The sequence below is a fragment of the Streptomyces sp. NBC_00322 genome (assembly GCF_036147535.1).
Classification (GTDB): domain Bacteria; phylum Actinomycetota; class Actinomycetes; order Streptomycetales; family Streptomycetaceae; genus Streptomyces.
In genome coordinates, this window is the sequence record NZ_CP108019.1 from 1,840,018 (window position 1) to 1,854,363 (window position 14,346).

Annotated in this window: 15 protein-coding genes; 4 read left to right on the plus strand and 11 right to left on the minus strand. The window is 71.1% G+C overall.

What is annotated here, in order from left to right; all coding sequences use genetic code 11:
• Nucleotides 1-2: 2 nt before the first annotated feature.
• Nucleotides 3-1,217, minus strand: a complete 1,215-nt coding sequence (locus OG905_RS08350) for a sensor histidine kinase (protein ID WP_328667075.1) — start codon at nt 1,215-1,217, stop codon at nt 3-5.
• A 145-nt stretch (nt 1,218-1,362) separates the two neighbouring features.
• Here OG905_RS08350 and OG905_RS08355 point away from each other — a divergent pair, with 145 nt between their 5' ends.
• Nucleotides 1,363-1,581 (plus strand): hypothetical protein, encoded by a 219-nt coding sequence (locus OG905_RS08355; protein ID WP_328667077.1) that lies wholly within the window; start codon nt 1,363-1,365, stop codon nt 1,579-1,581.
• Nucleotides 1,582-1,590: 9 nt separating this feature from the next.
• On the opposite strand, the gene OG905_RS08360 is transcribed toward OG905_RS08355, so the two are convergent.
• The 5 genes from OG905_RS08360 to allB all read right to left on the minus strand — a co-directional run bounded on the left by OG905_RS08360 (nt 1,591) and on the right by allB (nt 6,447).
• Complete coding sequence (locus OG905_RS08360; protein WP_328667079.1) at nt 1,591-1,965, minus strand: hypothetical protein; 375 nt, start codon at nt 1,963-1,965, stop codon at nt 1,591-1,593.
• Nucleotides 1,966-2,142: 177 nt separating this feature from the next.
• Nucleotides 2,143-2,751 carry a dihydrofolate reductase family protein gene (locus OG905_RS08365; RefSeq protein ID WP_328667081.1) on the minus strand — a complete coding sequence of 203 codons (609 nt, stop codon included), beginning with the start codon at nt 2,749-2,751 and terminating at the stop codon, nt 2,143-2,145.
• 107 nt (nt 2,752-2,858) lie between these two features.
• Entirely contained in the window at nt 2,859-3,689 is an 831-nt protein-coding gene (locus tag OG905_RS08370) for an AIM24 family protein (RefSeq protein ID WP_328667083.1), read from the minus strand.
• Between the two features lie 299 nt (nt 3,690-3,988).
• The gene (alc, locus tag OG905_RS08375; protein ID WP_328682113.1) at nt 3,989-5,104 is read right to left on the minus strand and encodes an allantoicase; all 1,116 of its coding nucleotides are present in this window, start codon (nt 5,102-5,104) and stop codon (nt 3,989-3,991) included.
• Nucleotides 5,104-6,447, minus strand: a complete 1,344-nt coding sequence (allB, locus tag OG905_RS08380; protein WP_328667085.1) for an allantoinase AllB — start codon at nt 6,445-6,447, stop codon at nt 5,104-5,106. Before allB ends, alc begins: the two co-directional genes overlap by 1 nt.
• A gap of 337 nt (nt 6,448-6,784) precedes the next feature.
• Here allB and OG905_RS08385 point away from each other — a divergent pair, with 337 nt between their 5' ends.
• A complete protein-coding gene (locus OG905_RS08385) occupies nt 6,785-7,585 on the plus strand; it encodes an IclR family transcriptional regulator (protein WP_328667086.1) in 801 nt (266 codons plus the stop codon).
• A 73-nt stretch (nt 7,586-7,658) separates the two neighbouring features.
• Here the strand turns inward: OG905_RS08385 and OG905_RS08390 are convergent, their stop codons facing one another.
• From OG905_RS08390 to OG905_RS08400, 3 genes are read right to left on the minus strand one after another with little or no spacing between them, the layout of a single operon-like run.
• The gene (locus tag OG905_RS08390) at nt 7,659-8,054 is read right to left on the minus strand and encodes a TetR family transcriptional regulator C-terminal domain-containing protein (protein WP_328667089.1); all 396 of its coding nucleotides are present in this window, start codon (nt 8,052-8,054) and stop codon (nt 7,659-7,661) included.
• Between the two features lie 55 nt (nt 8,055-8,109).
• A complete protein-coding gene (locus OG905_RS08395) occupies nt 8,110-8,802 on the minus strand; it encodes an ABC transporter ATP-binding protein (protein ID WP_328667090.1) in 693 nt (230 codons plus the stop codon).
• Nucleotides 8,799-9,887 carry an ABC transporter permease gene (locus tag OG905_RS08400; protein WP_328667092.1) on the minus strand — a complete coding sequence of 363 codons (1,089 nt, stop codon included), beginning with the start codon at nt 9,885-9,887 and terminating at the stop codon, nt 8,799-8,801. The genes OG905_RS08395 and OG905_RS08400 overlap by 4 nt, the downstream gene beginning before the upstream one ends.
• Before the next feature lie 110 nt (nt 9,888-9,997).
• On the opposite strand from OG905_RS08400, the gene OG905_RS08405 reads away from it, so the two are divergent.
• Together OG905_RS08405 and OG905_RS08410 are read left to right on the plus strand one after the other, a co-directional pair.
• Nucleotides 9,998-11,182 (plus strand): sensor histidine kinase, encoded by a 1,185-nt coding sequence (locus OG905_RS08405; RefSeq protein WP_328667094.1) that lies wholly within the window; start codon nt 9,998-10,000, stop codon nt 11,180-11,182.
• Nucleotides 11,179-11,811 (plus strand): response regulator transcription factor, encoded by a 633-nt coding sequence (locus tag OG905_RS08410; RefSeq protein WP_328667097.1) that lies wholly within the window; start codon nt 11,179-11,181, stop codon nt 11,809-11,811. Before OG905_RS08405 ends, OG905_RS08410 begins: the two co-directional genes overlap by 4 nt.
• Before the next feature lie 55 nt (nt 11,812-11,866).
• Here the strand turns inward: OG905_RS08410 and OG905_RS08415 are convergent, their stop codons facing one another.
• Nucleotides 11,867-12,178 carry a DUF5955 family protein gene (locus OG905_RS08415; protein WP_328667098.1) on the minus strand — a complete coding sequence of 104 codons (312 nt, stop codon included), beginning with the start codon at nt 12,176-12,178 and terminating at the stop codon, nt 11,867-11,869.
• A 119-nt stretch (nt 12,179-12,297) separates the two neighbouring features.
• Nucleotides 12,298-14,184, minus strand: coding sequence for a serine/threonine-protein kinase (locus tag OG905_RS08420; protein ID WP_328667100.1), 1,887 nt, complete (start codon nt 14,182-14,184; stop codon nt 12,298-12,300).
• Nucleotides 14,185-14,346: the final 162 nt, after the last annotated feature.

The window sequence follows — 14,346 nt, forward strand, 5'->3', positions numbered from 1 at the left end:
GCTCACGGTAGCCAGGCCCGGACGCGGAAACCGCCGTCGTCGCTCGCTCCGTGTTCGAGCCTGCCGCCCGCGAGCGTGGCGCGTTCGGTCAGACCGATCAGACCCTGACCGGAGCCGGGGACCTTCTCGACCTCGCCGATCGGGGCGGGATTGGCGACGTCCACGGTGAGGCCGTGGCCCGGTCGGCCGCTCACAACGACGGTGACCTCGGCGCCCGGTGCGTGTTTGCGGGCGTTGGTCAGGCACTCCTGGGCGATGCGGTAGACGGTGCGGCCGGTGGCGGCGGGGACGACGGCGGGGTCGGTGATGCGGTTGTCGAGGGTGACCTTCATGCCCGCCTGCCGGGACTCGGCGACCAGGGCGTCGAGGGTGGCGAGCGTGGGCTGCGGCCGGTCGGCGCCTTCGCCCTCGCCGGGGGCCCGCAGTACCCCGATGATCTCGCGCAGATCCTGCAGAGCCTCGTGGGCGCTGTCGCGGATCACTCCGGCGGCCCGGGCGACCTCGGCCGGGGGCGCGTCCGGCCGGAATTCGAGTCCGCCCGCGTGCACGCTCAGCAGGGTCAGCCGGTGGGCGAGCACATCGTGCATCTCGCGGGCGATGGCCTCGCGGGCGAGCCGCTGGGCGTGCTCGGCGCGCAGCTCGGCCTCGCTCTCGGCCCGCCGGGCGCGCTCGCGCAGGGCGACGACGAGCTGGCGCTGGGCGCGTACGAGCATGCCCCAGCCGATCACCAGAAGGATCAGGATCACGCCGGTGAGGAGCGAGGCCAGGAACGACATGCCCGGATCGGGGCGTACGAGCGCCGCGGCTGCCGAACCCGCGACGGCCAGGGCCCCGACGATGGCGACGGGCTTGAAGGGGCGGTGCACGGCGAGGCTGAACAGGCTCACCAGCAGTGCCCCTGCCGGGACCGGAGACACCACGCTCACGACGAGCAGGGTGAGCGCGAGCCCGAGCGGCGCGCGGCGTCTGGCCCACAGTGCGCAGCAGGCGAGCACGCCCACCATCTGGTCGGCGAAGACGACCAGTTCGGAGTTGTCTGCCTGCCGGCTCGCCTCGGAGGCCAGGATGCCGATGAGCGCGGCGATGATGAAGGCGAAGGTGTCGACGACCCAGTCGCGTACGGTACGGCGCGGCCTGGACCCGGCCCGGGCGCCGGGCAGGTCCGCCTCCTGCGACATGGCCGAGGGCAGCAGCCAGGGGTATTCCGTGCGCGTCATATCGGCAAAGCTACGCAGGCGGGAGCGGGGATGTGGGCTCCTGTCGGCGGGAAGCTACCAAAGTCGCTCAGGCTCAGACTTTCGGATCCGCGCCGCATCCCGAGGGCCGACGCGACGGCCCCGCGTCCCGGACCACGATCGGCGCATGAAGAAGATTCTCGAAGGCATCGGGATGGTGCTGCTGGTCGCGGGTGCCTGCGGGGTGTTGCGCGAGCTGACCGGCTGGTTCCCTTTCATGGGCTTCACGCGCTTCGTCACGGACAACGTCGGCTTCCTGCACGGCCGGGAGATATACGCGAACGTGGTGATCGGCGTGGTCGGCTTCGCGGTGCTGATGATCGCGGACCAGTACAGGAAGGCCTAGGCGGCGGGCTCATGTCCGGTCGGCGGCCTCGGTCAGCCGGGTTACCTCGGCGAGGTGTTCGGCCATGCGGTTGCTGAGGCTGCCGCTCGTGAAGAGCACGGCACCGACGACGGAGACGGGCGCGGAGAGGCCGAGGACGCCGAGGAGTTCGGGCCAGTCCCGTTCGGCGGTGCACCTGTTCTCGCCCGCCCCTTCGTTGGCCGTGGAGCGGTCGGTGAACAGCCGCGCCTCGCAGTCGGTCTGGTACCCCGCGTCGTACGGCATGAGCAGCAGAACGCCGAACCACACCCACAGCAGCGCGGCAAGCGACAGCAGACCGAGACCCCACGCCCGGGTGCGCTTGGCACGCGCGCGGAACTCTATGTCGTACGTCAGTGATCGCATGGCGCACGAACCTAGCAAGCCCCGGTGCCCGCTGGTCGGCGGCCCCACGCCGTGCCCGCCGGGACCAGGGCCGCGCCCAACAGACGGGCCGCGGCCAGGTGTTCGGCCTCATCACGAGACGGAGCGATCACCGTACCCCGGCGCTGGTGCGTGACCGCTACACGCTTACTGGGCTGCCTAGTAGCTTCCGTACTCGGGGCGGCCCGCCAGCTCGTACGTGTGGATGGCCACGCCCGCGCCCGTGACCCGGGACGCGGTGTGCCGGAAGGCGGTCGGGACGGCGCCGCTGGCGAACAGCTTGCGGCCCGTGCCCAGGACGACGGGGAAGGTGAGCAGATGGAGCTTGTCGATCAGATCGTGCGCCATCAGGAAGTGGGCCAGGGCCCCGCTGCCGTGGACCTGGAGCTCGCCGTCCGTGCGCTCCTTGAGCGCGTTGACCTCCTTGACGAGATCGCCGTCGATGATGGTGCTGTTTTCCCACTCGGCCTTCTCCAGTTTGGTCGAAGCGACGTACTTCGGAAGGGAGTTGAGCTTCGAGGCGATCGGATTGGCGGGGTCGGTCACCTTGGGCCAGTATCCCGCGAAGATCTCGTACGTACGGCGGCCGAGCAGGAAGGCACCCGCCTTGTCGAAGACCTCATTGATGAACCGGCCGAAGTCCTCGTCCCCGTACGGCACGGACCAGCCGCCCAGCGCGAAGCCGCCACTGGTGTCCTCTTCAGGCCCTCCGGGGGCCTGCATCACACCGTCGAGGGTGACAAAACTGGTGATCGAGAGCTGAGCCATGACAGGTTCCTCTTTCGGGGTGCTCGGGATTGCGGCGTTCCGGTCATCAGCTGAGACCCCCCTCGTACCAGGAAATCATCGGTCGGCCCGGCGCGCCTCGGCACGTACTAGCCGGCGTCCGTGGAGAACAGCCCGCCGGTCGGTCCCTGCTTGTCGCCGCCCTGGGCCTTCCTGAGGGCGTTGGCGAGACCCTCGATGGTCAGCGACTGGAGGATCACCCGCCCATTGCCCTCCAGGGTGGCCAGGGAGAGGCCCTCGCCGCCGAAGACGGCGTTCATCAGACCCTGGCGGTTGAGGCCACCGATGCGCTGGACGCCGTAGCGGATGCCCTCCTCGAAGGCGACGATGCAGCCGGTGTCGACCTCGATACGGCCGCCGAAGTCGGCTGGATCGAGGTCGATGAAATTGCCCGCGCCGCAGATGATGACCGTGCCGCGGCCGGTGAACTTCTCCAGGATGAAGCCCTCACCTCCGCTGCGGCCTGTCTTGCCGCCCTGGAAGGCGATGCCGAACTCGACAGTGGACTCGGCGGCGACGAAGGCGTCCTTCTCGGCCATCCACGCGCGCGTGCCGTCGAGTTCGAGGGCGCGCATCTCGCCGGGCAGTACGCCCGCGAAGCCCACGGTGCCTTCGCCGCCGGTGGAGGTGAAGTACTGGAAGGCGAGGGATTCACCGGCGAGGGCGCGCTGGCCGGCCTGCATGGCGGTGCCCATGGCCTGGCGCAGCATTCCGCCCATGCCGCCGGAGCCGGAGCCGCCGGCGGACTGGCCGCCTGCGCCGCCCCCGCCCCCGCCGGGGCCGGACAGCCGGGTCTCCATCGTCACGTTGGACGTCTTGAACAGGAACTTTCCGGCCTCGCAGTAGACGGTCTGGCCCGGCTGGAGGGAGACGACCGCCATCTGCATGGCGTTGCCGACGATCTCTTGCTGAAGGGTCACACGGTGATTCAACGTCCGTTTGGCGTCGGCACGGAGGAGGCAGGGCCGCTTTCCTTACGTCGGCGGCGTAGCGCCTGCGGCGGGCCTGTTCCCCACCCCGCCCCTTCCCGCTGTGACATTTTGCGGCTCCGCCGCGTGGCGGGGCGCTGGCCCAGGACCCCCGCGCCTCAAACGCCGGCGGAAACTTCAGCCCGTCCGGCGTTTGAGGACATGCGGCCGAAGGTCGCCTACGGGGAGGTTGGAGGTCCCCCGGACGGAGTCTCAAGGGAAGGCGGGTAGGGGAACGAGCCCCGCAGGGATCAGCCGCCCAGTTCCTGGTGGCGCGCCGCAAGCCGCGCCGCCCCCTCCGCTGTCAGTGAACCGAACAGCCGCAGCCGCGAGATCCCCCCGTCCGGGTAGATGTCCACCCGTACATGCGTTCCCACTGCCCCCGCGCCCAGCACAAACCGGTGATTCGTGTCCGGCTGCAGCCGCGTCCGCGGCAGGATCTGTGTCCACTCCCCCGTCTCGCCGTCGCGGAGCGAAACCGACGCCCAGCCGGCGCTGTTGCCCTTGAGATACGCCGTGTCGATCTCGACCGCGCGGATCTCGCACTGCGCCACCAGCTGGTAGCGGATCCAGTCGTTGCCCTTGTCCCGGCGCCGGCGGGTCTCCCAGCCGTCGTCCATCTTGCGGGAGCGGCCGGGCTGGATGGTGTTGGTGGCCGGGGAGTAGAAGCGGTCGGAGGCGTCCTCGACCTGGCCGCCGTTCTCCAGAGCCACGAGGTCGAAGGTGCCGAGCACGCCGAGCCACTCGGGGTCGGGCGCGACCTCGCCGTAGACGCGCAGGCGGGCGATGCCTCCGTCGGGGTGCTGGTTGACGCGCAGGTGCGTGAAGCGCTGCTCGACGTCGACGGCGAAGCCGTTCGCCGCGTGGCCGCCGATGGCCGTACGGTGCACGAGCGTCGTCCACTTCACGTCGTCGGCGAGCAGTTCCTCGGGCGCCGGGGACCCGGCCACCGCGGTGGCTTCGACCGAGACGGCCTGCGGGTAGTTGCCGCGGAAGTGGGCGGTGTCGATGACGATGCCGCGTACGACGCCGGGCGCTCCGAGGCGTACGAGCGCCCAGTCGTGGTCGTCGTCCGTGGGATGCGGCTGCTCGGCCGAGATGCCGCGGCGGCGGCGGGTCTCCCAGCCGTCCATGATCTTGCCCTTGTGGCCGAAGTGCTCGGGGTCGAACTCGGCAGCCTCGGGCTTGAGCATGTTCTCGCGCTCGGCGAAGAACTCGTCGTTGGCCGCGATGACGCCCGCGCCGAGCCGCCGGTCGGCGAGGTCGGCGTAGTGCGTGAAGGGGAAGTCCGCCGTGCGGTAGTCGGCGTACGGGTCGCCGCCGCCGAACGGACTGGCGTCACCGGTGAAGGAAGGGATGGACACGATCAGTTGTTCCTTTCGAGCAGCCGGCCGGTCGGCTCGGCCAGGGTGCCGTTCTCCACGATGCGCTCGCCGCGCAGCCACGTCGATCTGACGACTCCGTGCAGGGTCTTGCCCGCGTACGCGGTCACCTGGTTGCGGTGGTGGAGCTCGGCCGGGTCGACGGTGAAGGTCTCGTCGGGCGCGAGGACCGCGAAGTCGGCGTCGCGTCCGGCCTCGATCGCGCCCTTGTGTCCCAGTCCCGCGAGCTGCGCGGGTGCGGCGGACATCCAGCGGACGACGTCCTGAAGGGTGTGCCCGCGCTTGCGGGCCTCCGTCCAGATGGCGGGGAGGCCGAGCTGCAGGGAGGAGATACCGCCCCAGGCGGAGGCGAAGTCCGGGGTCTTGAGGTCAGTGGTGCAGGGCGAGTGGTCGGAGACGATGCAGTCGATGATCCCGTCGGCCAGGCCCTCCCACAGGGCGTCCTGGTTCTCGGCCTCGCGTATCGGCGGGCAGCACTTGAACTCCGTTGCCCCGTCCGGGACTTCCTCGGCCGTGAGGGTGAGGAAGTGCGGACAGGACTCGACGGAGATCTTCACGCCCTCGCGCTTGGCGGCCGCGATGAGAGGCAGCGCGTCGGAGGAGGACAGGTGCAGCACATGTACGCGGGCGTCGAGCCGCCTGGCGTGTGCGATCAGCCCTTCGATCGCGGTGTTCTCGGCGTCGCGCGGCCGGGAGGCGAGGAAGTTCGCGTACGCGGGTCCGGGCTCCTGCGGCGCCGCGGCCAGATGGTGCGGGTCCTCGGCGTGCACGATCAGCAGTCCGCCGAAACCGGCGATCTCGGCCATCGACCTGGCGAGCTGTTCCTGGTCGAGCTCCGGGAACTCCTCGACGCCGGACGGCGAGAGGAAGCATTTGAAGCCGAAGACTCCGGCGTCGTACAGCGGCCGCAGATCCTTCACATTGGACGGGATCGCGCCGCCCCAGAAGCCGACGTCGATGTGCGCCTTGCTGCGCGCCACCTCCCGCTTGGTGGTGAGGTTGGCGACGGTGGTGGTGGGCGGGAGGGAGTTGAGCGGCATGTCCAGCAGGGTGGTGATGCCGCCCGCCGCGGCCGCGCGGGTGGCGGTCCAGAAGCCCTCCCACTCGGTGCGGCCGGGGTCGTTCACATGGACATGGGTGTCGACGAGGCCGGGGAGCAGGACGTCGTCCCCGAAGTCCTCCAGCCGGGCGCCGGCCGGCACCTCGGCGTCGTACGGCAGCACCGCCGCGATCTTTCCGGCGGCTACGGCGACCGATGCGGGCCGTGTGCCGTCCGGGGTGATCACGCGCGTCGAGCGCAGTACCAGCTTCACGTCCACATTGGACACCCGTGCCCCTCACTTCCGTCCGGTCGAGCGGACCGTACAGCGGACCGCGCTGCGAAATTCAACGAACTGTTGAAGGAGTCTTCACTCCGCGGTCCTCGCCGTCAAGACCCGCTCGTTCCGGCCGGAGGGCTTGGATATTTCCACAAAGTGGAAGTAGAATTTCACAAAGCAGAAGGTGATATTCACCGAGCAGGTCGGCAAGGGACCATGGGAAGTGACTGCCGAGACGTGGGCAAACGCCCCCTGACCGGCATGGACGCCCTCACGACTCCAGTGTGCCCGACCCGGACGCCCGGTAGGCTGCTCACTTGCCCGCCTGCCCGAAAGGACCGTTGACGTGCCAACGTCCAGCGCCAGCACCACCGACGCCGCCAAGCCCGCATCCAGCGGCGGCGTGCAGTCGCTGGAGCGCGCCTTCGACCTGCTCGAGAGAATGGCCGACGCGGGCGGCGAGGTCGGGCTGAGCGAACTCTCCGCCAGCAGCGGCCTGCCGCTGCCCACCATCCACCGGCTGATGCGCACGCTGGTGGCCTGCGGTTACGTACGCCAGCAGACCAACCGCCGCTACGCACTCGGCCCCCGGCTGATCCGCCTGGGAGAGTCCGCGTCCCGGCTGCTCGGCACGTGGGCCCGCCCCTATCTCGCCCGGCTGGTCGAGGAGACGGGCGAGACGGCGAACATGGCGCTGCTCGACGGCGACGAGATCGTGTACGTCGCGCAGGTGCCCTCCAAGCACTCCATGCGGATGTTCACCGAGGTCGGCCGGCGCGTGCTGCCGCACTCCACGGGCGTGGGCAAGGCGCTGCTCGCGCACACCCCGCCGGACGAGGTGCGCGCGCTGCTCGCCCGTACCGGCATGCCCGCGGCCACCGAGAAGACAATCACGACACCCGAGGGCTTCCTGGAAGCGCTCGAACAGGTGCGGCGCGCCGGTTACGCAGTCGACGACAACGAGCAGGAGATAGGGGTCCGCTGCCTCGCGGTCTCGGTGCCCAACTCCCCCACGGCGGCGGCGGTTTCGATCTCCGGTCCCGCGGGCCGGGTCACCGAGGCGGCCACCGAGAAGATCGTCCCGATCCTCCAGGAGGTCGCGAAGGATCTCTCGACGGCGCTGGCGAACACGGCGGCGCAGGGCTGATCCAAGCGACACCACCCGCGCCCTGCTCCCCCGGCTCGTTGCCGCAGGAGCAGGGCGTTCGGCTTTGGGTGCCCTACGAGCGGGCCGCCTCCAGCAGCACTCGGGCGGCCTCCTTGGCCTGCCCCGCCGTCGCGCTGCTACCCGTTATGGCGGCCGTCGTGATCGCGCCCTCCACCAGCAGCAGGAGAGGCTCGGCCAGCGAGGCGGGACGGCCCGCGGCGGCCACCAGGCCCGCGAGATAGCTCCGTAGCGCGTCAACATGATCGCGGGCCGCGGCCGCCACCGCGTCCGATGTCGCACCCAGCTCCCCGAACGAGTTCACGAAGGCGCAGCCGCGGAAGTCGGGCTCCTCGAACCACGACTGCAGCCAGTCGAAGACGGCGAGGATCTTGTTCTCGTCCGCAGCCTCCGCGGCGTCATTGGGCCGGGCGTCGACATGGCTCGCCAGACGCCCGCCAGCGTGCGTCACGCCGGCGCAGATACGCCTCCTCTCTGAGGACGTCGGCCGGGACCCGGCACCGGGCTCAGCCCGCCACCGGCAGCGCCGCGAGCCGCCCGTCCGCCATCGTGACGGTGCGGTCCGTCCGCTCCAGGTGTGCCCGGTCGTGGGTGACCAGTACGGTCGCAGTCCCCCGCTCCCGTGTCAGGGCGCCCAGCAAGTCCAGTATCGCCGCGCCCCGTTCATGGTCCAGGGCGCTCGTCGGCTCGTCGACCAGCAGGACGGCGGGCTCGTTCATCAGGGCCCGGGCGATATTCACGCGCTGGCGCTGTCCGCCCGAGAGCTGGTGCGGACGGCGGTGCGCCTCGCGGGCGAGGCCGACCGCGTCCAAGAGCTCCAGGGCTCTGGCCCGTGACTCGCGCGGTCCGTGCCCGGACACATGGGCCATCACCTGGAGCTGCTCGGCCGCCGTCAGGGACGGCAGCAGATTGGGCTGCTGGAAGACGATGCCGATGCGCTCGCGCCGCAGCGCGGCCCGGCCCGCCCGGTCCAGGCCGGCCGTGTCCGTACCGTCCACGACGACCCTGCCCCGGTCGGGGGTGACCAGGGTCGCCGCGACAGCGAGCAGGCTCGACTTCCCGGAGCCGGACGGGCCGACGACGGCGGTGAGCGAGCCCGCCGTGACCTCCAGCGAGACGGAGTCCAGCGCGGTGAGCCGCCCGTCGCCGTCGGGGTAGGTCAGGGTCACGTCGTCGAGCAGCAGGTTCGCAGAGGTCATCGTGCGCTCCCGAGGGCGGTCAGAGGATCGACGGCGGTGATCCGCCGGATGGACAGGGCCGCGCCGAGGACGCCGAGGACGCTCATCACGGCGGCGGGCAGCAGCACGGTCGGCGCCGCCAGTTCGAATGGCACGTCACCGCCGCTGATCAGCGCGCCGATCGCGGCGGCCAGAGCCGTACCGAGGAGCGTTCCGGCGGCCAGCATCGTCACCGCCTGCCCCAGCGCGTCCTTGAGCAGATACGGCGTCGAGGCGCCGAGCGCCTTCAGTACGGCGATGTCGGCGCTGCGCTGGATCGTCCAGACGGTGAAGAAGGCCCCGGTGACGAGGGCGCTGATGACGAAGAGGAAGCCGCGCATCAGTTGCAGCGAGCCGTTCTCGGCCTGGTAGGAGCCGATCGCGGTCAGCGCCTCGTCGACGCCGAGTGTCTTCGTACCGGCGGCCTCGTCACCAGCCGCGAGGTCCGCGCCGCCCAAGCCGCCCGACTCCGTGAGTGCGATGACAGTGGCCTGTTCCTGCGTCGTGGTTCCGGAGTTCCCGATCCGCTGCCAGTCGTCGAGCGCCGTCCACACCACCGGCGTATGGCTGAAGGAGGCATCGCCCTCGACCGCCGCGACTGTCTCCTCCAAGGTGCCGATCCTGACCCGGTCGCCCCCGCCGACGCCCAGCTCCTCGGCCGCCTTCCCGGAGAGGACGACACGGCCCGGCGCGAGGCCCTGAGGCGCGAGCCCGGAGTCGGGCTCCACGCCGAAGGACGACACGGCGGCGCTGCGGTCCCCGGCGGCGGCGTTCAGCGTACGGATGCCGATGGGGTGGGCACCCGTGACGCCGGGCTGCCTCGCCCACCTCGCCCACTGGCCCTCGTTCACGGACGAGTTGGTGAAGGACACCGGCCGGCCGCCGGGCGGGGCGGCGAAGGCGATGTGGTCGGCGGGCAGGCCGGTGACGGCCGAGGTGTTCTCCCGGGCCAGCCCGGCGGTCAGCCCCGACAGCAGGCCCACCAGCAGCGTGATCAGCACGACCACCGTGCCCATCAGGGCGAACCGGCCCTTGGCGAACCGCAGATCTCTCCATGCGACGAACATGAGCCCAGCCTCGGGTACGCGGCCCTCGCGAACATCGCGCCGCGGTGCGTACTCACATCAATCCTTTGATTGACCTCCCGCCCCCGCACCCCGCTTACGCTGGGACGACCATGGATTCCCGCCCCCTCACCCCCGTCTTGCGCGTGCTGCGCCTGTGCCTGCACGCGCTGCTGGCCGGGCTGCTCACGCTCGCCGCGATACGGGCCGCGGCGGACGGCACCCCGCACGCCTACGCCGTCGTGGCGGCCGCCGCCGTGATGGCCGTGGTGTACGCAGCCGGTGTGCTGAGCCCGGCTGTAAACCGCTCGCCGCGCGCCGCCGCGCTCTGGCTGGCCGCACTCGGCGCGGCGTGGCTGGCGCTGCTCGCCCTCTCCCCCGACGGCCTGTGGGCCGCCTTCCCGCTGTACTTCCTGCTGCTGCATCTGCTGCCGGTGCGCTGGGGGCTGCCCGCGGTCGCCGTGACCGCGGCCGCCGCCATCGGGAGCTTCCTGCTGCACGGCAGGACGATCACCCCGGGCACGTTCATCGGGCCGCTGCTCGGCGCGGCCGTCGCCGTCGCGACCGTGCTCGGCTATCGCGCGCTGTACCGGGAGAGCGAGAGCCGGCGCGAGCTCATCGAGGAACTGGTCTCCACCCGGGCGGAGCTCGCCGAGGCGGAGCACCACGCCGGGGTGCTGGCCGAACGTGAGCGGCTGGCCCGGGAGATCCACGACACCCTCGCCCAGGGGCTGTCCAGCATCCAGCTGCTGCTGCGCGCGGCCGAGCGGACCCTGCCCGAGGACGCTCCGGCCGCCGCGCATGTACGCCGGGCCCGGCAGGCCGCGCAGGACAACCTCGCCGAGGCACGCCGTTTCGTACGCGCCCTGACGCCGCCCGACCTGGAGCACGGCTCGCTGGCCGGGGCACTCCAGCGACTGTGCGCCGGGGCGCCCGGGCCCGCCGTCCAGTTCGGCATCAGCGGTACGCCCGTCGAGCTGCCCACTCCGTACGAGGTCGCCCTGCTGCGTACCGCGCAGTCGGCGCTCGCCAACACCGTGCGCCATGCCGCCGCCGGGCGGGCCGAGATCACGCTCAGCTTCATGGACACCTCGGTCTCGCTCGACGTGGTCGATGACGGCCGGGGCTTCGACCCCACGACCGCGGCGCCGGTGCCGGACGGGGACGGCGGTTTCGGACTGCCCGCGATGCGGTCGCGGGCGCGGTCGCTCGGCGGAACGCTCAGCGTGGAGTCGGCCCCGGGCCAGGGCACGGCGCTCGCGCTGACACTGCCTCTTCCGGCACAGGTCTCCGCATGAACGCGCCGATCCGCCTGCTGCTCGCCGACGACCATCCCGTCGTACGGGCGGGGCTGCGGGCGGTCCTCGACACCGAGCCCGACTTCGCCGTCGTCGCGGAGGCGGCCACCGCGGAACTGGCCGTCGGCCGGGCCGCCGCGGGCGGCGTCGACGTGGTGCTGATGGACCTTCAGTTCGGCCCCGGCATGCACGGATCCGAGGCGACAGCGGCGATCAGCGCGCTACCGGAAGCGCCCCGGGTCCTGGTCCTCACGACGTACGACACGGACGCGGACATCCTGGCGGCGGTGGAGGCGGGCGCGGCGGGCTACCTCCTCAAGGACGCACCCCCGGAGGAACTGGCCGCGGCGGTCCGTACGGCGGCATCGGGCCGGTCGGCGCTCGCCCCGGCCGTGGCGCACCGGCTGATGGACCGGATGCGAACGCCCTCACAGGCGCTGACGAAGCGGGAGCTTGAGGTGCTGCAGCTGGTGGGGGACGGTCTGTCGAATCTGCAGATCAGCAAGGAGCTGTTCCTGAGCCAGGCGACCGTGAAGTCCCATCTGGTGCACATTTACGCGAAGTTGGGGGTGGACTCGCGGACGTCCGCGGTGGCGGCGGCGAGGACGCGCCGCCTGATCCGCGGCTGAGCCCGTCCCGCATTCAGCCCGTCCGGCGTTTGAGCCTCAGACTCCCGGACAGGACCTAGCGCGGCACCTCGCCGAACAGGTCGACCGCCTCCCGCACCGCCATCAGCCCCGGCGCCAGCGCGCTCACCGACCCGATCGCCCCCGCGATCAGCAGCAACGAGCGCCGCATCCGCGGGATTTCGGGATCGCCCGCCGCCACCATCGCCGCCAGCACCGCCAGTTCGTCCTCGGCGATCCCCCGGTCGGGGAACTCTCCCGGATGACCGGCCAGTTCGCGGCGGAGCCGGGAGACGGCAGCCCGCAGCTCCGCCGCCCTGGGGTCCTCGCCGCTCACTGTCACCCGCGTCTGCCCTACGCTCCGCAACAAAGCCCGCCCCCTCGCAGGTCCTTAGGGTCGTTCGACGACCGTCAGCAGTTGGTCGGACACTGAGGGTCGCGGGCAAGCTACGCCATCCGATGCGGTACGCGCCACTCCATGGACGGAATTCAGTAGGAGGGCTGCACGGAGTCCATCGCACCGCGCCAGACCGTCACATCGACGGTCATGTAGTGGCTGGGATCCGATTCGGGCGACCTGCCCTGGTAGGTCACCAGGCCGACGTTCCCCGTATCACTGAGCACACAGAATTTCGCGCCCTTCGACAGATTCTCGATCTTGAGCGAAGAGGCGAACCGGGTGTCACTCTTGCAGGTCGCCAGGTCAGGGCTCTGGCCCGGGCCCAGGAGGACCAGCTTTGCGTTCTTGGCGTCGATCGTGCCGATGTAGTACTCGTGCTCGAAGTCGAGGCTGGCGGCGCCTTCACTCGCAATCGGCTTGACCGGCTCGTCGCCGAGGCTGATGCCGTAGTCGTCCGCCACGTTGAGGCCGTTGTACGTCTTGGGCTTCGGGTCCGCGACCGGTCGGGAGGGCTTGGTGGACTTGTTGCCGCCCGCGCTGTCAGTGGCGCCGTTCCCGCTCGTGTCCGGCGTGCTGCCGCCCTTGTCCTGGCCCTGGGACTGGCTGCCCTTGTCCTTGTCCTGGCCGGACTGAGCGACGTACACGCCACCGCCGACGAGCGCGCCGAGCACCAGCGTGATGACGACGGCGGTGGCGAGAGTGCTGCTCTTCTTCTTGGGCGCGCCGGGCGCGAGCTGCCCGGAAGCCGTCTGGTAGGGCTGCACCGGATACGGCTGCGGGGGGCGGACGTGCTGGGGCGCGGTATGAGCGTGCGGGGCGGCATGCGCCTGCGGGTAGCCGTAGGTCGGGTTCTGGGGCGGCGGTCCGAAGCCGGGCGGCGGGGTCGCCGGGGCGGAGGCCGCTGTGGGCGGCGGAACCGGAGCGGGTGACTGCGTCTGAGCCGGGCCCGCGGTCTGCGTGGGCGCGTAGTGCGGCGACTGGACCGGCGGCTGCTGGACGGGAGCCTGCGTGGGCGGGTGGGCCGGAACCGGGGCATGCCCGGCCGGCGGTGTCACCGGCGGCGCGGGCGCCGCCGTGCGCGTGGTGATCTCGGCCGCCACCGCGCGCGGCAGCCACTCCTCGGGACGCCGCAGCACCGTTTCCGCATTGGCGGACTGGCAGATGGTGAGCAGCTCGGCGACCGACGGCCGCCCGTCCGGCTCCTTCATCAGGCAGCGGGTCACCAACTCACGCAACTGGTGGGGCAGTTCGGTGAGGTCGGGCTCCTCGTGCACGATCCGGTAGAGCACACCGTGCGAAGTGCCTTCACCGAAGGCCGCCTTGCCGGTCGCCGCGAACGCGGCGATCTGGCCGAGCGCGAAGATGTCGGTGGCCGAGGTGACCTGGCTGCCGGCGGCCTGCTCGGGGGCCATGAAGGACGGCGTGCCGATCGTGACGCCGCTGCTGGTGAGCGAGGTGGCGTCGGCGGCGCGGGCGATGCCGAAGTCGATGACGCGCGGACCGTCCGAGGACAGCAGCACGTTGGCGGGCTTGAGGTCGCGGTGCACGATTCCCGCTCCATGGATGACATGGAGCGCCTCGGCGATTCCGGCGACCAGCAGCAGCACGGTCTCCACCGGCAGCTTGCCGTGCTCGTGGACCGCGTCGGCGAGCGAGGGCCCGGGGACGTAAGCCGTGGCGAGCCAGGGCTGCTTGGCCGCGGCGTCGGCGTCGATGACCGGCGCGGTGTACAGGCCCTGCACGCGCTGCGCGGACTGCACCTCCTGGGCGAACCGGCGGCGGAACTCCGCGTCCTGGGCGAAGTCGGGCCGGATCACCTTGATGGCGATGGGACGGCCGCCGGGCGTGTACGACAGATACACCTTGCCCATGCCGCCCGCGCCGAGCTTGGCGGCGAGCTTGTATCCGGCGACGTGCTTCGGATCGTCTTCGGCCAGAGGCTGGAAGACCGTTCCCTCGTGTGCGCGCCCACTCATTGAACTCTCGTCCCCCATGCCGAACTTCAGTATCGGAGGGAACCCTATCCAAGGCTCGCCCCGCTCTCCACGTCGGACGACCGATGGCGCCGGCTCGGTTGCACAACACGGCCGGCGGGCCGTGAATCGCTCGGCACTTCGACCGGTTATGAGGTAAGGAGT